The sequence below is a fragment of the Clostridium perfringens ATCC 13124 genome, from assembly GCF_000013285.1.
Taxonomy (GTDB): domain Bacteria; phylum Bacillota; class Clostridia; order Clostridiales; family Clostridiaceae; genus Sarcina; species Sarcina perfringens.
Map to the genome: position 1 here is coordinate 1,383,936 of NC_008261.1, position 20,302 is coordinate 1,404,237.

Sequence of the window (20,302 nt, forward strand, 5' to 3'; positions counted from 1 at the left end):
ATAGTTAATATATGCTAGGAATAAAGAGAAGGGAAGTACACAAACTATTTTTGAGGTGATATTAATGAGTAAAAAAAATAACAACAAAAAACACATAAATCATAATCCTCAAAGTGAAAGTGTAAAAGCTGTTTTTGGAGAACCAAAAGCAAAGGGAGATGAATTCACTCCAAAAACTTTTAAGTAGACTAAGAGTTCTCTCCAAAAAAATTAATAGTAATCCTTAATCATATAAGAAAAGGTAACTTATAGTAAGTTACCTTTCCTTATATTAAAGTTAATTAGAAGAATCAGAAGAGTTATCTTCTAGATAAGTATAGGTATTTCTTCCTCTTGTTTTAGATATATATAGTGCTTTATCAGAAAATTTAATTGCATTTTTCAGATCATTTTTAGTATATGTAGTATATATTCCAATACTAAAGGTTACATGGTCTGAAGTCTTTGAATATTTATGTTTTATATTTAAATTATCTAAATTTTCTTTGATTCTTTTAGCGTAGTTAATAGAAGAATACTTAGAAGCACCTTTTAGTAAAACACAAAATTCTTCCCCTCCATAACGTGCAACTATATCTTCTTTACGAGAGTTTTTTTCAAGTACAGAGGCTATACTTTTTAGTATAAAATCACCAGCTTGATGACCATAATTATCATTATAAAGTTTAAAATAATCTACATCTATCATTAGAAAAGAAATAGGCAAATCTTTTTCTTTTAAATTATTTATGTAAGAGTCTAAAAAACGCCTGTTATAAATATTGCAAAGCCCATCTTTTAAAGAATCTAATTTTGAATCCCTAGCTTTTTTTAAGTAAAAAAGCACTAATAGAATAGAGGTTAAAAATAGAATTATCAAAATAATAATGGTCTCTTTTAAAAATGGTAATTCGTGATTGTTTATAATTTTATTATCTATATAATATTTAAATTCATAGTTATTTATATCATTTATTGAAGTTTGTTTTTCATAATATTTATTTATTAAAGAATCTACCTGCTTATTATCATTTAGTTTTCTATAAATTGATATTCTTTCGCTGATAGAAAAAAGTGAAACATAAGAAGCACCTTCATTATCAGCTAATTTTTCTAGTTTTGAAAAGTAGTCTAATGCTAGATCAAAATCTCCAATACTTTTATAGTACATACCATAAGAACGAGTTTTAATCATTTCTAATTCAGAATATATAACATCTTTATTTTTAATCTCTAATTCTTCTATTTCAGAAATATAGTTTGGTACTAAATCAAGATTATTTTCTGATATTGCTTTTATTATTAAATAGGAATCTAAAAGGATTTTTAAGTCTTCTAAATCATTTTCAGGGCCATAATAATAAGAGTTAGATGCCTTTGCTATTGTAGAGTTAAAATCAGTCATATCATTTACAGCAAAATAAGTTTCAGCTAAGTTTAATAAAGTATATTCTTTAAGGTAAGAATCTTCATTCCTAAATAATAATGATGAATCTAGCATTTTATCTAAAATATTAGTAGCAGTAACATAGGCCCCCATATATCTATAAGCAGATGTCATGTTTAGTTTAATAATTATCTTTGACTCTTTATCAGCATATTTAAAGGCTTCTTCATAATAAGATAAAGCATTTAAAAATTTTTCTTGTTGAAGATTTATTATAGCTAAATAATTATAAATTTCGAACTTTAAATTATCAGGTAAACTATAAAACATATCTTTATTATCTATAATTGAATAAAGTTTATTTTCAGAATCTTTAAAATTTCTTTTTTTCATCTCTAATTTAGATTCATATAAAATTACATTAGTTTTTTTTATATATTTTTCATTTTTTTTATTTACTTTAAATTTATAAAAAGAAAATATAAATAAATTAATAACTATTAAAAAAATTAATAAAATTAAAAAATATTTCTTTTTTCTATTTTTCATAAATGCTCCTAAATTTCGTAAAAGTTAGAATTTATGTTTTTCATTAACATATAACAAAAAAAAGTATACCATAAATATTAAATAAATGTATATAAGATGAATAAATCATTAAATATAAAAACATTAAACTCACTTTTGATATTGTTTACATTATTACCAATAAATGGTAAAATAATGAAGGAGTTAAGCTAAGGGGGGAATTTTATGTTTAGCAAAAAGACTATTGCTAATATATTAAGTATTGCTTTATTTTCAAATATTGTAATTAATAATTTTAGCATTAACGAAGTTTTAGCAAATGTAAAAAAAGTAAAAATTGAAGATGGTGTTTTTTGGGCAAATAATCCTGAAAAATTTGAAGACAATCGGGAAAAAGCACATGCTACTTTAATGCCTTTTAATAGTATTGAAGAAGCATTAAATAATCCTAACTACTCTGATTATTCTAATTCAGAGAATTATATGTCTTTAAATGGAGAATGGAAATTTAATTTAGTAGAAACTTATGATAAAGATATAAAAGATTTTTATAAAACCGATTTTGATTCTAGTTCATGGAATACTATACCTGTTCCATCTAGTTGGCAATTGCATGGATATGATCAGCCAAGGTATAATGATACAGCTTATCCTTGGGAATATCAAGATAATATACCAGAACCGCCTGATGTACCAACAGACTATAATCCAATTGGATATTATAAGAAAACATTTACTATTCCTGAAGGATGGGATAATAAAGAAGTTTTTGTATCATTTCAAGGAGTTGAATCTGCATATTACTTATATATAAATGGAGAATATGTGGGTTATAGTGAGGATTCATTTACTGGACACGATTTTAATATAGGAAAGTTTTTAAAAGAGGGAGAAAATGAAATATCTGTAAAAGTTCACAGATGGAGTGATGGAAGTTGGTTAGAATCACAAGATATGATAAAGCTTAGTGGGATATTTAGAGATGTGTTCTTATATTCTACACCTAAAGCTCATATAAGAGATTATACTTTAGTTACAGATTTAGATGATAAATATAGAGATTCTAATTTGAATGTTGAAATTGATATTTCTAATTATGGTATTAAAGCTGGAAAATATAAAATAAAAGGTATTTTATATGATGAAAATAAAAAAATAGTAAATGAAGATATTAGTGAATTTGAATTAAATGATGAAGAAAATGTATTAGTTTCTATTAATACTAGAGTTGAAAATCCTAAAAAATGGACAGCGGAAACTCCTAATTTATATACTTATGTAATTGCTTTAGAAAATGAAAATGGTGAAGTGGTAGAAACTATAAGTAACAAGTTTGGATTTAGAAAAATAGAAATTAAAAATAATCAAGTATGTATAAATGGACAGCCTATATCATTTAAAGGAGTGAATAGGCATGAATTTTTACCTGATACTGGTAGAACACTTACGGAAGAAAGTATGATAGAAGATATAAAGCTTATGAAAAAAAATAATATAAATGCAGTAAGGTCATCTCATTATCCTAATGATCCAAGATGGTACGATTTATGTAATGAGTATGGACTATATGTTATGGATGAAGCTAATTTGGAAACTCATGGAAGATTAGATGATATTCCTCAGAGTAGACCAGAATGGACCGAGGCGGTTATAGATAGACAGAGATCGATGTTAGAGAGATCAAAAAATGAAACAAGTATAATAATGTGGTCATTAGGAAATGAGTCAAGTGGAGGGGAAAATTTTGAAATAGCTGCAAAGTGGATAAAGGAAAATGATCCTACTAGATTAGTTCATTATGAAGCGGAGAGGACTGTAGGAGACGTATATAGTAGAATGTATAGAACTATAGAAGAAATGGAAGCCTATGCAAATGATCCTGATAATAAAAAGCCATATATACAATGTGAATATGCTCATGGAATGGGAAATAGTATAGGTAATTTACAAAAATATTGGGATGTCTTTGATAAATACGATATAATGCAAGGTGGATTTATATGGGATTGGGCTGATCAAGCTATAAGAATGAAAGATAAAAACACAGGTGAAGAATTTCTAAGTTATGGTGGCGATTGGGGAGATAGTGAATTTACGGATGGGAATTTCTGTGCTAATGGCTTAGTTTCAGCTGATAGAACAGTTCAACCTGAACTTCAAGAAGTAAAAAAGGTTTATCAAGAAATAGAGATAGAGGATATTGATATTTTAAATGGTAAAGTAAAGATAGTAAATGAACATTTATTTACTAATTTAAATAAATACAAAGGAAAATGGGAGTTAAGAGCCGATGATAATATATTACAAAATGGGGAGTTAGATATTTCTGTTGATCCATTAAGTAGCAAGGAATTTACGATTCCATTTAAAAAGCCAGAACTTAGTCCAGGGGTTGAGTATTGGTTAAATATAAGTTTTGAATTAAAGGATGATGAGCCTTGGGCTGAAAAAGGATATGTAATATCAAAAGAACAATTTAAACTTCCTTTTGATAATGAAATGGAAAAAGGAATTGATTTAAATTCAATGAATTCAATAGAACTTAAAAATGATGAAAATAATGTGCAAATTATAGGTGATGGATTTAAGGTTTCTTTTGATAAGAAACTTGGTGCTTTAGAATCATATAAAATAGATAAAGAAGGGAATGAAATTGAGCTTATAGAAGAACCTATAAGACCTAATTATTGGAGAGCACCTAATGATAATGACAAAGGATTTGGTGCTGAAGAAAGATTTGATACTTGGAGATATGCAGGTGCAAATGCTAAAGTAGAAAATCTAGAAGTTATAGAAGTAGGAGATAAGGCTGTAAAAGTAAATGTAGACTTTATATTACCAACTAATATAGAATCTAAACTTAATGTTGAATATATTGTTTATGGAAATGGAGAAGTTTCTGTAAATAATACACTTAATGCTTCTAAAGGTCTTTCAGAAATACCAGAAATAGGAATGATGCTTAAACTTCCTAAAGAATTTGATAGTATTACTTGGTATGGAAGAGGACCAGAAGAAAATTATATAGATAGAAATACTGGGTATGATATTGGTGTTTATAACAAGAATGTTAAAGATTTCTTCTTCCCATACTTAGAACCATCCGAAACAGGAAATAGAACAGATACAAGATGGGTAACATTAACTAATAATAATGGAGTAGGATTAATGGCATCTGGAATACCTAGTATAGAATTTAATGCATTACAGTATACTCCAGAAGAACTTTCATCCGGTAAACGTCATCCACATGAGTTAGCAAAAGAAGATAGTATAGTTTTAAGAATTAATCATAGACAAATGGGTGTTGGAGGAGATAACAGCTGGGGAGCAACTCCACATAGAGAATTTATGAATGAATCTGGTAAAATATATAATTATTCTTTTAAAATTAAAGGTATCGACAAAAGTTCTTCTCCAATGGAAATAAGTAAAAAGAATTTAAAGGAAGATTTAATTAAGGATATTAAAATTGATGGTGTTAGTTTAAGGGGCTTTAATGAAAATATTACAGAGTATAACATAGATTACTTAGAGAAAACATTGGAAAAACCTCCAGTAATAGAAGTTGTAAAAGCTAATGATAATATAGATGTAGAGGTAGAAAATGTATATACAATACCAGGAAAAGCAACCATTAAGGTTAATCATAAGGATGAGCTTTTAAATAAAATTTATACTAAAGAATATGTTATAAATTTTGGAACACATAATGTGGAATATCTTTCAGATATAAGTTGGAAAAGCGCAACTTCTGGCATGTATGAACCTGTAAAAGATAGGTCTGTAGTTAATAATCCATTAGTGTTAAAAATTGATGGAGAAATAAAAACTTTTGATAAAGGTGTGGGAGTAAACTCAAACTCAGAAATAGTAGTTGATTTAAAAGGAAAAGGTTATGAAAAATTTGAAGCTTATGTTGGCATGGATAGAGGAGTAAGTGGATATGGATCTTCTATAGTAGCTAGAGTTGAGGTTGATGGCAAGGAGGTATTCAATAGTGAGAAAATATATAGTACTTCTAATTGTCATAAGGTTGAAGTAGATTTAAAAGGTGCTGAAAAATTAGCATTATATATTGATGACTATGACAATAATATTAAGTATGATCATGGAAATTGGGCTGATGCTAAATTTATAAAAGCTGAGGCAAATAAAGATACTTCCTTAAAAGCTTTAAAAGTAAATGGAGAAAATTTAAAAGGGTTTAACACAAATACTTTTGAATATGATGTGAACCTTTCAAAGGATTCTCATATACCTAAGATTGAAGCTATTGCAATGAATGAAAATTCAAAAGTGTTTATTGAAGATGCATTAAGTATTCCTGGCACAAGTTATATTAAGGTTATTTCAGAGGCAAGCACTATGAAAACTTATAAAATAAACTTTGAATTAAATGGAAATTCTACAGAAGATGATGAGAAGCCTGGAGATGTAGAAAAACCAAATGATAATGACTTAGATGAAAATAATAAGCCAGAAGATTCTGAGGGATTACCAAATACAGGACAAAGTGTTATTAACTTTGCTATTATTGGAATTATTTCATCTTTAGCAGGAGTAAAACTATTAAGAAGAAAAAATAAATAATTAAAATTTTAGTTTTTAATAAGCCTTTCTAAATTTTAGAAAGGCTTTTTTATATAATCTAAATTAATAAAAAGTCATAAAAGTGATAAAAAGTTAACATTAAAGTTACTAAAATAAAATTGATGAATGGTTAACTTTTTTGTATTTTGATAATATTTTTTTGATAATTTATATAAAAATTTAAGTTTAATAATGAAATTAAAGGAAAATTTTAGAATTTAAATTATGGTATATTTTAAATGAAATTAATGGATACTAAAGATGAAAATGTTTTTATCTTAGGATAATTGGGAATTAAGCTAATTGACTTAGTATATTCAGGTTTATATAATCAAATACGTCATTGAGAAAAAATATATAGGTAAGGTGATAAAATGTCGAAAAAAGTAAAAGTGATATTTACCATATTATTAGCATTATTAGTAGTTGGAGGATTAAGCAAAATATTCTTAAGTAAACATAGCAGTGAATATGCTTATAATATAGGTGATACAGTAAAAATTAAGGATCAAAGTTTAGTAGTAAATAGTGTTAAAACAAGTATGGGTGAAGGAAATGATAAACCAAAAGAGGGAAATGAGTTTCTTATTTTAAATTTAACTCTTAAAAATAATGGAGATTCAGAATTAAATTATAATCCATATAGTTTCCAAATTGAAAATGCCAAAGGCGAAATAAAAGATAGAACATTTACTGCGATTGATGGTAAGGAAGCTTTAGATAAGGGAACACTAGCACCAGGAGAAGAGGTTACAGGAACTATAGTAGTTCAAGAACCTATAGGAGCTAAGGATTTAAAGTTAAATTATGTTCCAAATATATTTAAAAAAGATGTAGCAACAGTTAAACTATAATATTCGACATTTATATACAGCAAAATTTATACTAATAGATTATATTTAAAATACAACAAAATATTTAGCATTTAAAAAGGTAATATTTATTAATATATTACCTTTTTATTTACATTTTTTTAAAAATTATGTTGACTAAGTGCAGAGTTTAAAATATAATAAAGTTAATTCATATAAGAATACTAAGAATTAACTTTCATAATATGAAAAGCTGTGATTAGAAAAGTAGAATTAATTTCTTTATTCAGAGAGAGTCTTCTAGGCTGAAAAAGACTTTAAAGAATTTTTTCATGAGTGCATCTATGAGCTTGTTTCCAGAAATAATCTTAGGTTAGAGTAGGGGAATGCGGGTATGCCCGTTATAGCAGAGTGGTATATTTGTACCTAAAGAGATTTTGTAGTTTAATTTAGCTTACTACTTAAAATCAGAGTGGAACCGTGGAATTTTACTTCTGCCTCTGTATAGGGGGTAGAAGTTTTTTTATTTATAAATAATTCTTTACATGAAAGTATTAAATAAAAAGGGGGGATAAATTGTGAAGAAATTATTTAATAATCTTATTTTTAAACTTGTTTTAGGTGTTATATTAGGAATAATAATAGGCACATACTCTTCAGAGGGGCTTATGTCAACAATTGTGACAATTAAGTATGTATTGGGACAAATTATATTTTTCTCTGTTCCACTTATTATTTTAGGATTTATAGCTCCATCTATTGCTAAATTAAAAGATAACGCAAGCAAACTATTAGGATATGCTGTTTTAATAGCTTATTTATCTTCAGTTTTTGCTGCTATTCTTTCAATGATTGCAGGATATGCATTAATACCTAAATTATCTATAGTATCTAATATAGCATCATTAAAGGAATTACCAGAACTTATATTTAAATTAGATATACCACCAGTTATGAGTGTAATGAGTGCGTTAGCTTTAGCATTACTTTTAGGATTAGCTGTTGGATGGACAAAGGCTGATTTAGTAGAAAAGCTTTTAGATCAATTTCAAGCTATAGTACTTAGTATTGTAAATAAAATAATAATACCAATATTACCATTTTTCATAGCAACTAACTTTGCAGCTTTAGCTTATGAAGGAGGATTAAGTAATCAACTTCCTGTATTCTTTAAAGTTATATTAATTGTATTATTTGGTCATTTTATATGGTTAACAATTTTATATTTAATAGGTGGAGCAATATCAAAAGAAAATCCATGGGAAGTTGTAAAGTATTATGGACCAGCATATCTTACTGCAGTAGGTACAATGTCAAGTGCAGCAACATTACCAGTAGCTTTAGAGTCTGCAAAGAAATCAAAGGCTTTAAGAGAAGATATAGTGGATTTTGCAATACCATTATGTTCAAACATACATTTATGTGGTTCAGTTCTTACAGAAGTATTCTTTGTAATGACAGTATCTCAAATTTTATATGGTAAGATTCCGAGTTTACCAACTATGATATTATTTATAGTATTATTAGGGGTGTTTGCAATCGGGGCACCAGGAGTCCCTGGGGGGACAGTAATGGCATCATTAGGTTTAATAATTAGTGTATTAGCCTTTGATGAGGCTGGGACAGCTCTTATGTTAACAATATTTGCTCTTCAAGATAGTTTTGGAACAGCATGTAATGTAACTGGTGATGGAGCAATAGCTCTTATGCTGACAGGTATAGCAAAGAAAAAGAACTTATAATACAAAAAGGTGTACTTTTATAGTACGCCTTTTTATTTTTAATTAAATAATAGGGATTATACATGAAATTAAGGGGGTAAAAATAATCACTTTAAATCAATAGATATATAATTTGTGTAATTTTAAAAACTAATAAATAATGTGTTTAAATTCACAAAAATACAAGATTTGACTAAAATAAATAGTAAGAGAATTTATAAATAAGTGTATATTTTTATAATTATTTATAGAATTTAACTTTAAAACATGAAGATTAATATGAATATTTTATACTAGTTTTATATTTATGAAAGGAGGTAATTATCAGCTTTAAATAGGTTGATAAGTATTTATGCGAAGCAGAGTTAATAAAATAAATAATCGTACAGTTGCTGCTTTAGGAATAAAAAGTTTAGATGAAAATTTAGAGAAAAGTATAGTTAATATAATAAATTGTAATCCAGAATATATTATTTTAGGGTGTAGTGAAATTCCTTTTACAGAAAGAATTTTGAAAGCTTTAAACAATGCTAATTGTCCTAAGATTTTAATACTTACCTTTAACTATAGGTTTAGAAATCAAAGAGAGATAGTTAATGAAATTAAATTTATGAAAAATTTCCCTGAAAATAATATAGCAATTATATTAAATTCAGTAAATGATTCTAATTTTATCTTAACGGATAAAATTTGTTATGTATCTTCAGGAAGTTTAAATAATAATGGTATAGCAAACAATGTAAATTCCTATGAAATAATGAATGACAAAGATTGTAATTATAAATTATGGGAATCAGAAATCTTTGATTTTATAAATAAAGAAATAATAAATTACAGGAGTAATAATCAAAGGGAGCAAATAGAATACATTTTAAAGGAACTTAAAAAAAGGTTGTTTATCAATATTTCTAATAATTCCAATATATTAAATGAGGAGTATATATACATTCTTCTAGATATATTAAATAGCATAGATAGATTTATTATGATAGGAACTGATGTTTATCAATATTTTGATAGGGATTTTTTAGACATAATAAAGAGTAATAAAAAAATATTAGCTAAAATAAATTCCATAAGAAATGAATTATTTAGAATACTTTTAAACATCAATGAAGGAAAGAATGATATTAATAACAAGATTTTTAATTGCTTAAAAAATGAATTTTTAGTTCTTTTAGAAGAATTAGAGGAGTTAATAAATTTAAGAGAAAATAAATATCATAATTCTATTATGTCATGGAGAAAGGATGAAAGTATAAGCTCATTTTTATCAGCTAATAATACAATTAATAATTCTTTGATTAGGAAATTCTATGAAAGAATTATTTTAAATTGTGAAAGATAAGGAGTAGTGATAAAAGTGAGTAATGTAAAGAATAAATTTGCACTAGGAAATTATACAAAGGGAGCGGTTAAGAGTTTTGAAAAGAATATAGTTAGCGAAAGGGATTATTTAGAAAAGATAAAGAAAAATAAATAAAGTGTTTACTCTAATAAACAATAATAATTAATTTATTATTGTTTATTTTTTTATAAGTATATTTTTAGCTTATAATATAAATATAAAACTTAATTATAGTATTATTCTAGAATTTACTATAAAAATAGTATAAGTTTTTGACAAGAGGTGATAAAACATGTGGAAGAAACAAATTATGTATCTTAAAATGTTTTTGATAGTGGTAATTTCTATACTAATATTTGTTTTATTATTTGGAAAAGAAAATCTTTTTATTGGATTAGCCGCTGTTATTACAGTTACTACAATGTTTGGAGAGGATTATACAATAAATCCAATACATCATACATTATACTTTACTGGAGTTGAACTTTTTGTAGGTTTAGGAGCATATTTTGCAGGATTAAATCCTATTTTAGGGGCCATAATGACTTTAATTGTATCATTCTTTATATACTTTTCTTTTACTTATGATACAAAGCCTACTAAAGCCTTAGGATTTATACAGTTATATTTATTTTTATTATATGAACCAGTTACAACTAGCGAATTACCAAAAAGAGTATTTGCTTTAGTTTTTGGTGGTATAGTCATAATGACACTTTACTATATCTTAGCTAGATATAATTTTAATAATATATTTAACAAATCAATAAAAGGGTGTATTAATTCATTAATTGAGAACTTAAATGAATTGATAAATACTGGTTGTATAGAAAAAAATAATAGTGAAAAGGTAGCTTTAATGATTAAAGAACTTGAGATAAAGGTTTATGAAAGATTGGAATTAGATAAAAATCAAGTTTATTCTATATATTCAAAAGATTTAATAGTAGTTTTTCTAAAGAGAGTATCAAGTCTTTCATCTGAAGCCATGAAGAGAGATGTTAATAAGGAACTTATTAAAAAGACCATTGAATTACTTAAAAATGTGCAAGACTTTATAGAGGATGGAAATAAGGAAAAGTTAAAAAATATACTAAATGAATATTATAATTATTTAGATTCTTTTAAATTAAGAGATGATTTAGATAGGTATAGCTATTACAATGCTAAATTAAGTGTAAAGGAGTTTTTACAAGGACTTAATGTGAAAGAAAATCAGATTGAAAGCTATTCAAATTATATTGCAAATTTTTTAAAAGCTTTAAAATCTAATTCAAATAATTTTAGAAAAAGCCTAAACATAAGATCCCTAAGATTTAATTTGGCAGTAAAAGCAGCCATAACATTGGCTTTTTCAGTATTTATAGTAAATTACTTTGAAATTTTTCAAGGTAAGTGGGCATTATTCACTATTTCCTTATTATTAATTCCCTATGCGGAACAAAGTAATAAGAAGGCAAAGGCAAGGGTTTTAGGAACTATAATAGGAGCAATTTTATTTAATGTAATTTTTTATTTTATTCAGTCAAATGTAATACTGATATTTGCTTTTATAGTTGTTTGTATATACTTAAGTATGTCTGTTGTTTCTTATAAAATTAGATGTATATTTATAACATTAAATGCATTATTAATGGCTGGGGTAATGGACCCATCACATACTCCTTATTATGTGCTAAGTGAATATAGGGTATTTTTTATCTTAATAGCATCTATAATTGTTGCTATAGTAATGAATTATATTTTCCCTTATAAAATGAAGGATGAAACTAATAAAGCAATAAAATTATATGTTTATTTAAATGAGAGAATACTAGATGGTTTAATAGAAGAAAATTCAGATAAGGAAAAATTAATATTATCTTTTTTTGAAAGTTATAGAATATGGAAGAAGATAAATTATAACAATAAAGAGATGAAATCAGAGCAAATTCAAGAGTTATTGATATTGCAAAATGATTTTGTATCAGATGTAAACTTCTTAATAAAAAGCCCTATGATACATAATAATAAAAGCTTATTTAAAAAGAGCTTTGAAGACTTTAAAAATTATACTAAGAAAAAAGACTTTGAAGATTTAGCAATAGAAGATTTAGAGAAGGCAAAAACAGAAGAAGAGAGATTAATACTTGTATTGCTTTATAAGCTTTTCTATGTGATAAAAGAGATGAGAAAGTTAAGTGATTTAATATGTAAAGAATAAAAATGGCATATATCAAAATATAATATAAAACTTACAAACATATTCCGAGAATTACTAGATTTCGCTAAGAATTTATAATTATTACTCCGAAGATATTACTAAAACTTCGAAACTTGCTTCGTTTCGAACAGTCTCAGTTTTTTTACGTAATATCTTCTCCATAATAATTTAAATTCTAAAGCTCATCTAGATATTCTCTTCATACTGTTTGTAAGTTTTATAAAAAGTTATTCTGATACAGCCTTTTTTATTCTTCTGGCAAAGTTAAATCGCAGGTTGAAAGCATATTAAGGGTTTCATTTACATCATGCTTAACTCCAGCAAGGATTACTAGGTCATTTTCCTCTAGAATTGTATTAGCATTAGGCATAAACTCATGGTCATCTCTTACCATTGAGAAAATCCTACATCCTGTAGGTAACTTACAATCCTTTAAGGCTTTACCTATATACCATTGGCTACTAACAAGTACTTCACGGATTATTATTTTTTCATCTTCTTCTACAGTATCATTAGTATCTCCATTAAGTGTAATTAATTTTTCAAATAGTATCGGGAAGAAGATACAAGTTATTACTGTGGTAACTACGAAAGCAGAGTAGTCTGCAGCAGTTATGTATCCTAAATTCAATGCCATTTGAGAACCAACTATAACTAAACTAAGCTGGGCTGTTAATAACATAGATGCTGCTAAGGAATTTCTCTTTCCATATTTCTTTTTAAGTAAAAGTGATGGAATGAATTTTACTAAGAAGAAAATTAGTATAAACAAAGGTATTTTAGCAATTGATTGAGGATTTTCAACAACTGCCTTTAAATCAACATTAACTCCTACCATTATAAAAAATATAGGAATTAAAAAACCATACCCAACCACATCTAATTGGTGAGAAATTTCTTCTTTGGCTTTCCCAACTATTAATGAAAATACCATACCAGCTAAGAATGAGCCTAGAATTATCTCAGAGTCTACTTTTTCAGCAACAGCAACAAGTACCAAAACAAGAACAAAGGCACCTCTTACGCTAAGGTGAAGGTTTTTAAAGGCAATAGTAGAAAAATCATGAACTTTAAATATAATCTTTGATAAGAAATATACTACTATAGCCACTGCAAATATTATTAAGAAAGTAAAACTCTTTAAGGTAATACCATTTACTGCAACAGAGGCCACAAAAGTAACACCTATTAAACTTACTAATTGAGTTATTATTCCAAAAACAAGTAAAGTTTGACCATAACTACTATTTATTATGTGTTTTGTTTTTAAAATAGGTACAAGTAATCCAGGAGCAGCAGCTGTAAATAGCAATGCAAAGAATATATACCCTTCTGAAATACCTGCAAATTTTAATGTAAATGATAAAATTATAGCTGTTATTATAGATACAATAAACATCTTTATACTAGTGAATAACTTAGAATCCTTTAAAAGTTCTCCCTCCTTAGGTTTAAGCTCATCAAAATCTATAGCAAGACCGCTTAAAAACATTAAATAAGCTAATCCTAAGTTTGATAAAAATAAAATCCAAATATCTGGTTTAATTATGTTTAAAAAACTTTTACCCAATAATATACCTATAAATATTTCCCCTACTTGATAAGGGATATTTACTCTTTTTAGCCTTGAAACTAAAAATGGAGTAAAAAAGGCTACTACAGATAAGATTAACAATGAATCATAATTTATAGTTTCATTCATAAATAAATCCTCTCTTTTCTTTAGTATTTTATATTAAATTTAAATAACTAAGTTCATATATAAGGATTTTTTCTCTTGAGTCATATTCATACTTATTAGGAATCTTTATTTCCTTCTTTAAAGAAAATGGAGTGTAGTTTTCTAAATAGTATATGTAATCATCAGAGGGATAATAAAGTATAATATCTACTGGTCTCTCATGATTAGATACAGAATCAAGAATATTTCCAACAACTTTTATAAATATTTGCTCTGAAAAGGGATTAAAAAAGTAAAATTTATTATCCTTTGAATCTATAGGATACCTTTCAGCAAAACAATTTATAAAATTTAATTTATCTTCCTTAACTTTATTTTGTGATAAATAAGATTTTTTATTTCCTAAGCATTCATTAAAAAAAAAGTTATTCATCTCTATTCCTGTAACTTTAATATTTAAAAAGTAATTTAAATAGAAATTAAGTCTTCCTTTACCACAGCCAAAATCGATTAAGGAATCTTCTTTAGAAAATTCATATTGAGAACACATAGCTTCTAATACATCATAAGATGTAGGTTCATATCTATTGTAATGTAGAGATTCATTAAATATTTTTTGTTCTCCAGAAGTTTTTATGTTTAGTAATTTTTCAAAATATTGTTCTTTCATTTTCTCCTCTTTCATAAAAATTTAGTATTTAAATTTACAATTATCAGTATAGTATTTTACCTTAAATAGGGCAAGGTAAAATTTAGGGTGAGGAATTCTTAGTTAATTGAAAATACTTTATGTAAATTAAACTAAAGAAGAGATAATAGATTTATAGAATGGAAATTTAATGTTGGTCAAATTTTTATAATTAGATACAATAGTAAATGAATGTTTAAATACATAGGAGGAGTTTTAATGAGAAGCAATTATCATACACATACATATAGATGTAATCATGCCACAGGAACTATTGAAGATTATGTTAAAGAAGCTATAAAAGCTAATATAGATGAAATTGGAATTTCTGATCACTTACCACATCCAGGTAAGAATATAGATAATTATCACAGAATGGCTTATGAAGATTTAGAGGATTACTTTGGAAAGATAGAAGAAGCTATAGAAAAGTATGGAGATAAAATATCAATAAAAAGATCCATAGAATGCGAGTATTTCCCAGACTTCGGATGGCTTTATGAAGAGCTAAAGGAGAAATATAAGGCAGATTATTTAGCTTTAGGAGTACATTTTTTCCCTTATAAAGGAGAATGGGTGTATGTTGGAACAATAGAATTAACGCCAGAAATCCTAATGATTTATGCTGATTTTGTAGTGGAAGCAATTAAGAGTGGATATTTTTCATATTTAGCTCATCCAGATTTATTTGGAATGACATATAGAAATTGGGATAAACATGCAGAAGAGGCCTCAAAAAGAATTTTAAAAGCTGCAGAAGAAATGGATATGCCTATAGAAATAAATATAAATGGAATGAGAAGAAATAAACTTTCTTATAATAATGGAGAAAGATATCAATATCCAATAAAAGAGTTTTGGGAATTATCTAAGGAATACAATGTTAAAAGAATAGTTGGAATTGATGCTCATAATCCAGAAGAAATGCATGATTTAGATATGGGGTTAAACTTTGCTAAAGAACATGATTTAACTATTATAGATAGATTAGAATTTAATAAATAAAAAAATAGGAGCTTAGTTAAGCTCCTATTTTTTATTTATATGTTGTTTTACTTGATGGCTCATTGGATTCATATGGAGTGTTTTCATTAGCTTTATTTTTAACTTTTTCATTATAATTATTTGAACATGGTGAGATGGAATCAGTTTTATGTTTCTTACAGTTTTTACTCATGATTTGGCCTCCTATTTATTGTGAGAAAGTTTTGATCTTTTAGTATATTTTTTACCACTTGAATGGGAACCTTTTTTATGACCATTTTCAATTCCTATTTCAGAACCAGCTTCTGAATACATTTTTCTTTTCTCAGCATTTGATTTAGGTCTATCTTTTAATCTGTTTTTATTATTATCCACCTTTTATTACCTCCTTAATATTTAGCTATATTTTTATTTAATATTGACTTTTAAATTAAAATACCATTAAAGCAGAACTTAATTATGGTTTAAAAATCAATATAGGTTTAAGATTTTAAATCTTGATAATAGCTTATCCATTTATATATTTCATATAACAGGCAAAAGGGTGAATTATATACGTTTTTTGGTAATAATAAAAAAGGCATGTATTAAAATAATTTTTAATAAAACTTACAAATATATTTTCATAGACATTATATTCATAATACTTGTAAGTTTTATTTTTATATTTTCATACAGCCCATTATTTTGCTATTTAAACTTTATACATGTAGGAGATGGAATAAATATATCATTTTTTAAAAGTTTTAGTGTTCCATCTGGATTTTTAAGATAAATTGTTAGGTTATCTGATTTTTCATTTGCAATGATTAAGAACTTATTACATGGACTGATTTCAAAATCCCTAGGGAAATCACCATGTGAACTATAGTGATTTATAAGTGATAAAGAACCAGTTTCTTCATTTATTCTAAAGGCTGATATTCCATTAAAGCCTCTGTTAGAAACGTATAGGAATTTATTACAAGGACTTATTTTTATTGCAGAACCAAAATTTTGTCCTCCAAAGCCATTAGGAAGTACATGAATATACTGAACTAATTTAAATCCTTCTTCTCCTAAATATTTTAATATAATGATTTCAGAACTATTTTCACATATAACATATGCAAACTTTCCATTCTTTGAAAATTCTATATGCCTTGGACCGCATCCTTTAGCACAATAAAAACTTAGATTTTCAATGTAACTTAAGGTATTATTAGAATTAATTTTAAAAAGTTCTATTCTATCCATACCTAAATTTACAGCACATATAAATTTATTATCTGGAGTTATTGATGCAAAATGCATTTTTGAATCATCTTTATGAGAAAATGCACTTAGTGAAGTATCTATATCAAAATTCTCATTTAATGAATAAGTATTAATTGATTTTTCATGATAATTACTTGAAACTATTAAGGATTTATCTGCAATTATATTAATATGACAAGGTTTTTTACCTTGAAGTAAACTAGCACCTGTTAATTTTAATGAATAATCCTCTTCTATATTATAAGAAGCAACACCACCTAGGGTATCTAGAGAAAATGGGTTCCCAACTGTATATAGTTTATTGTTATGTATGCACAAATAAGTAGGATTACCAAATCTAGCTACTAAGGATAAATCTTCAATATTTCCTTTATCAGTATCTAGACATAATCTATAGATACCTTCACTAGCCCCATTTGTGTAAGTACCTATATATGCAATAGATTTGTTCATTTTTAAAGCCCCCTCTGACTTGAGTATATTGTTAATTTTACGTTTTATTTGTATGATATAAGATATATTAACAATTTTTATAAATAATATTAAAGATTAAATATTATTTGTTATACCATATAAAACAAAAATAGTAAAGAATATAAAATAAAAAACATATATAATTTTTAACGTTTAGATTTTTTTAATGGAGGACAAAGATGAAGAAGACTATTGGTATATTAGCTCATGTTGATGGAGGAAAAACCACTTTTTCTGAGCAACTTTTATATCATACAAAGAGTATAAGAAATAGAGGAAGAGTTGATCATAAAAATTCTTATTTAGATAATAATGAAATAGAGAGGGATAGGGGGATAACTATATATTCTGAGGTGGGGAAATTTTCTATAGAAAATCAAGAATATTATCTTATAGATACTCCAGGGCATATAGATTTTTCACCAGAAATGGAAAGAGCTATTAGTGTTTTAGATTATGCTATTTTGATTATAAGTGCAGTAGAAGGGGTTCAGGGACATAGTGAAACAATATGGGAATTATTAAATAAGTATAAGGTTCCTACTTTTATTTTCATAAATAAGATTGATAGAGAAGGAGCAGAAGTAAATAAAGCTATAAATGAAATGAAACACAAACTTAGTGAAGATATTATTTTCTTTTCAAGTAAACTAGAGGAGGGGACTATAGAAGAAGTAGTTGAAAGCGATGAGGACTTACTAAACTTATATTTAGAAGGAAATTTAAGTGAAGAAGAATTATTAAATAAAATACCAAGCATGATAAAGGAACTTAAAATTTTTCCTTGCTTATGTGGTTCTGCTTTACTAGATGAGGGCATAGAAGATTTTATAAGGTGGTTTCACAACTTATCATTTACTAACTATGAGGAAAGAGAAGATTCTTTTAGAGGAAGAGTTTTTAAAGTAAGACATGATGAAAAGGGAAATAGATTAACTTTTATAAAAGCTCTAAGTGGAACTTTAAGAACTAAGGAAGAATTGACATATTTAAAAGAAGGAAAAGAGTCTTTAGAGAAAGTAAATGAAGTTAGAATATATAATGGAAGTAAATATGAACTTGTAAATGAAGTCAGGGCAGGAGATATATTTGCGGTGGTAGGAGTTAAAGGACTAGAATCAGGTGATGGGATTGCTATAGAAAATATTGATTCATATGATATGATTCCTACTTTGAAGTCTAAGGTGGTTTATAGAGAAGGGTTAAATCCAAAGGAAGTACTTTCATGGTTTAAAATTTTAGAAAGTGAAGAGAGTACTTTAAGTGTATCTTGGGATGAAAGATTAAAAGAAATTCACGTTAATATTATGGGAAAAGTTCAATTGGAAGTTCTTAAAGAAGTTATGAAAAATAGATTTAATGAAGAAATAGAATTTGGAACTCCAGAGATATTATATAAGGAAACATTAAATGAAGAAGTGATAGGATATGGCCATTTTGAGCCTTTAGGACATTATAGTGAGGTTCACTTAAAAATTGAGCCTGGGGAAAGAAATTCAGGAGTAGTATTTGAAAATAAGTGCCATGCAGATGATCTTACACCAGGAAATCAAAATTTAATAAGGACTCATATATTTGAATGTGAGCATAAGGGAATATTAACAGGTTCGCCTATTACGGATCTTAAAATAACCTTATTAACAGGAAGAGCTCACAATAAACATACAAGTGGTGGAGATTTTAGAGAAGCTACCAAGAGAGCTTTAAGACAGGGATTAGAAAGTGGGGAAAATAAACTTTTGGAGCCCTATTATAAGTTTAAAATAGATGTGGATCTTAACCTAATAGGAAGAGTAATGAATGATATACAAAGGATGAATGGAGAGTTTAAGGATCCTATTATAGATGGAGAGAGAGCAACCATAGAAGGAAAGGGGCCTGTTTCTACATTTACAAATTATGGTATGGAGTTTCAGTCATTTACTAAGGGAAAGGGAGGACTTTCTCTTAAGTTTCATGGGTATGATTTATGTCATAATGAAGAAGAGATTATTGAAAAGAGGGCATATGATAGAAATGCAGACATTGATTATACTTCTACTTCTATATTTTGTTCAAAGGGTCAAGCTTATTTAGTTAAAGGAGAAGAGGCAAAAGAACATATGCATTGTTTAGTTTAGAGAAATTTTTGTTTTTAATATGGCTTTGTATAAACTTTAAAGAAATTTATGAAATTAAAATTTAACTAAATTATATTGATTAGACAAAAATATATAGCTTAGTTATAATTTATAGAGAAAGTTTAAACTATTTAAGATGAATTAATTTTCTATGAGGTGAAGAAATGGAATTAGTAAATATTTATGATGAATATAGAGAAGTAAATAAAAATTATGTTGATTTTATAGAGGAACTAGTAAATAAAAATTTTGAAGGATTCAGCGAAGATTTTGTAATGGGCAATCTAGAAAACTTTCAAAATTTCATTGGAGATTTAAAAGTAAAGGCTGATGACCTTCAGGTTGAGGAAGAAAATAAGGATAATTTACAGGATTTAAAATATTTAATTGTTGATACATTATTCCTTACCTTTGATTTAAATAACTTTTATAAGCTTAAAGAATTTGAAAGATTTAAAATGAGATTTGCAAATTATGTTAACAAAAGAAGAAGAGATGAGATGTTAAAATCTTTTTAGAATAAAGAG

At 26.5% G+C, this 20,302-nt stretch carries 15 protein-coding genes; 9 read left to right on the forward strand and 6 right to left on the reverse strand.

The window, feature by feature from the left end; translation table 11 throughout:
* Positions 1 to 64 precede the first annotated feature (64 nt).
* Positions 65 to 187 carry a CPC_1213 family protein gene (locus CPF_RS15195; protein WP_003456254.1) on the forward strand — a complete coding sequence of 41 codons (123 nt, stop codon included), beginning with the start codon at positions 65 to 67 and terminating at the stop codon, positions 185 to 187.
* 90 nt (positions 188 to 277) lie between these two features.
* Here CPF_RS15195 and CPF_RS05965 read toward each other — a convergent pair whose 3' ends face one another.
* Positions 278 to 1,915 carry a GGDEF domain-containing protein gene (locus tag CPF_RS05965; protein WP_011590611.1) on the reverse strand — a complete coding sequence of 546 codons (1,638 nt, stop codon included), beginning with the start codon at positions 1,913 to 1,915 and terminating at the stop codon, positions 278 to 280.
* A gap of 204 nt (positions 1,916 to 2,119) precedes the next feature.
* Between CPF_RS05965 and CPF_RS05970 the strand changes: the two genes are divergently transcribed.
* The 5 genes from CPF_RS05970 to CPF_RS05990 all read left to right on the forward strand — a co-directional run bounded on the left by CPF_RS05970 (position 2,120) and on the right by CPF_RS05990 (position 12,571).
* Positions 2,120 to 6,487, forward strand: a complete 4,368-nt coding sequence (locus tag CPF_RS05970; RefSeq protein ID WP_011590612.1) for a glycoside hydrolase family 2 TIM barrel-domain containing protein — start codon at positions 2,120 to 2,122, stop codon at positions 6,485 to 6,487.
* A 374-nt stretch (positions 6,488 to 6,861) separates the two neighbouring features.
* Complete coding sequence (locus CPF_RS05975; RefSeq protein ID WP_003456222.1) at positions 6,862 to 7,341, forward strand: DUF4352 domain-containing protein; 480 nt, start codon at positions 6,862 to 6,864, stop codon at positions 7,339 to 7,341.
* 536 nt (positions 7,342 to 7,877) lie between these two features.
* A complete protein-coding gene (locus tag CPF_RS05980; RefSeq protein WP_003464716.1) occupies positions 7,878 to 9,041 on the forward strand; it encodes a dicarboxylate/amino acid:cation symporter in 1,164 nt (387 codons plus the stop codon).
* Positions 9,042 to 9,372: 331 nt separating this feature from the next.
* Positions 9,373 to 10,368, forward strand: coding sequence for a hypothetical protein (locus CPF_RS05985; RefSeq protein ID WP_011590613.1), 996 nt, complete (start codon positions 9,373 to 9,375; stop codon positions 10,366 to 10,368).
* Between the two features lie 292 nt (positions 10,369 to 10,660).
* On the forward strand, positions 10,661 to 12,571 hold the full coding sequence (locus CPF_RS05990) for an FUSC family protein (RefSeq protein ID WP_003456307.1): 1,911 nt from the start codon (positions 10,661 to 10,663) through the stop codon (positions 12,569 to 12,571).
* 247 nt (positions 12,572 to 12,818) lie between these two features.
* On the opposite strand, the gene CPF_RS05995 is transcribed toward CPF_RS05990, so the two are convergent.
* On the reverse strand, positions 12,819 to 14,273 hold the full coding sequence (locus CPF_RS05995) for a cation:proton antiporter (RefSeq protein ID WP_011590614.1): 1,455 nt from the start codon (positions 14,271 to 14,273) through the stop codon (positions 12,819 to 12,821).
* A gap of 28 nt (positions 14,274 to 14,301) precedes the next feature.
* Complete coding sequence (locus CPF_RS06000; protein WP_003474694.1) at positions 14,302 to 14,922, reverse strand: methyltransferase; 621 nt, start codon at positions 14,920 to 14,922, stop codon at positions 14,302 to 14,304.
* Positions 14,923 to 15,159: 237 nt separating this feature from the next.
* Here CPF_RS06000 and CPF_RS06005 point away from each other — a divergent pair, with 237 nt between their 5' ends.
* The gene (locus CPF_RS06005) at positions 15,160 to 15,945 is read left to right on the forward strand and encodes a histidinol-phosphatase (protein ID WP_011590615.1); all 786 of its coding nucleotides are present in this window, start codon (positions 15,160 to 15,162) and stop codon (positions 15,943 to 15,945) included.
* Between the two features lie 31 nt (positions 15,946 to 15,976).
* Here CPF_RS06005 and CPF_RS14980 read toward each other — a convergent pair whose 3' ends face one another.
* From CPF_RS14980 to CPF_RS06010, 3 genes are all read right to left on the reverse strand, one after another.
* Positions 15,977 to 16,117: a hypothetical protein gene (locus tag CPF_RS14980; RefSeq protein WP_003456369.1), complete on the reverse strand. Its 141-nt coding sequence runs from the start codon at positions 16,115 to 16,117 to the stop codon at positions 15,977 to 15,979.
* Positions 16,118 to 16,128: 11 nt separating this feature from the next.
* A complete protein-coding gene (locus tag CPF_RS14985; RefSeq protein WP_011590616.1) occupies positions 16,129 to 16,299 on the reverse strand; it encodes a hypothetical protein in 171 nt (56 codons plus the stop codon).
* Positions 16,300 to 16,614: 315 nt separating this feature from the next.
* Positions 16,615 to 17,634: a lactonase family protein gene (locus tag CPF_RS06010; RefSeq protein WP_011590617.1), complete on the reverse strand. Its 1,020-nt coding sequence runs from the start codon at positions 17,632 to 17,634 to the stop codon at positions 16,615 to 16,617.
* A gap of 200 nt (positions 17,635 to 17,834) precedes the next feature.
* On the opposite strand from CPF_RS06010, the gene CPF_RS06015 reads away from it, so the two are divergent.
* Together CPF_RS06015 and CPF_RS06020 are read left to right on the forward strand one after the other, a co-directional pair.
* Positions 17,835 to 19,775, forward strand: a complete 1,941-nt coding sequence (locus CPF_RS06015; protein WP_011590618.1) for a GTP-binding protein — start codon at positions 17,835 to 17,837, stop codon at positions 19,773 to 19,775.
* Positions 19,776 to 19,939: 164 nt separating this feature from the next.
* Entirely contained in the window at positions 19,940 to 20,293 is a 354-nt protein-coding gene (locus CPF_RS06020) for a hypothetical protein (RefSeq protein WP_011590619.1), read from the forward strand.
* Positions 20,294 to 20,302 lie beyond the last annotated feature (9 nt).

What these genes read in the sequence shown, in the direction of transcription:
- CPF_RS14980 (WP_003456369.1), bottom strand. Translation starts at nt 16,117, where the DNA reads ATGAGTAAAAACTGTAAGAAACATAAAACTGATTCCATCTCACCATGT.
- CPF_RS06005 (WP_011590615.1), top strand. Translation starts at nt 15,160, where the DNA reads ATGAGAAGCAATTATCATACACATACATATAGATGTAATCATGCCACA.
- CPF_RS05965 (WP_011590611.1), bottom strand. Translation starts at nt 1,915, where the DNA reads ATGAAAAATAGAAAAAAGAAATATTTTTTAATTTTATTAATTTTTTTA.
- CPF_RS15195 (WP_003456254.1), top strand. Translation starts at nt 65, where the DNA reads ATGAGTAAAAAAAATAACAACAAAAAACACATAAATCATAATCCTCAA.
- CPF_RS05995 (WP_011590614.1), bottom strand. Translation starts at nt 14,273, where the DNA reads ATGAATGAAACTATAAATTATGATTCATTGTTAATCTTATCTGTAGTA.
- CPF_RS05990 (WP_003456307.1), top strand. Translation starts at nt 10,661, where the DNA reads ATGTGGAAGAAACAAATTATGTATCTTAAAATGTTTTTGATAGTGGTA.
- CPF_RS06010 (WP_011590617.1), bottom strand. Translation starts at nt 17,634, where the DNA reads ATGAACAAATCTATTGCATATATAGGTACTTACACAAATGGGGCTAGT.
- CPF_RS06000 (WP_003474694.1), bottom strand. Translation starts at nt 14,922, where the DNA reads ATGAAAGAACAATATTTTGAAAAATTACTAAACATAAAAACTTCTGGA.
- CPF_RS05975 (WP_003456222.1), top strand. Translation starts at nt 6,862, where the DNA reads ATGTCGAAAAAAGTAAAAGTGATATTTACCATATTATTAGCATTATTA.
- CPF_RS06015 (WP_011590618.1), top strand. Translation starts at nt 17,835, where the DNA reads ATGAAGAAGACTATTGGTATATTAGCTCATGTTGATGGAGGAAAAACC.
- CPF_RS05985 (WP_011590613.1), top strand. Translation starts at nt 9,373, where the DNA reads ATGCGAAGCAGAGTTAATAAAATAAATAATCGTACAGTTGCTGCTTTA.
- CPF_RS05970 (WP_011590612.1), top strand. Translation starts at nt 2,120, where the DNA reads ATGTTTAGCAAAAAGACTATTGCTAATATATTAAGTATTGCTTTATTT.
- CPF_RS06020 (WP_011590619.1), top strand. Translation starts at nt 19,940, where the DNA reads ATGGAATTAGTAAATATTTATGATGAATATAGAGAAGTAAATAAAAAT.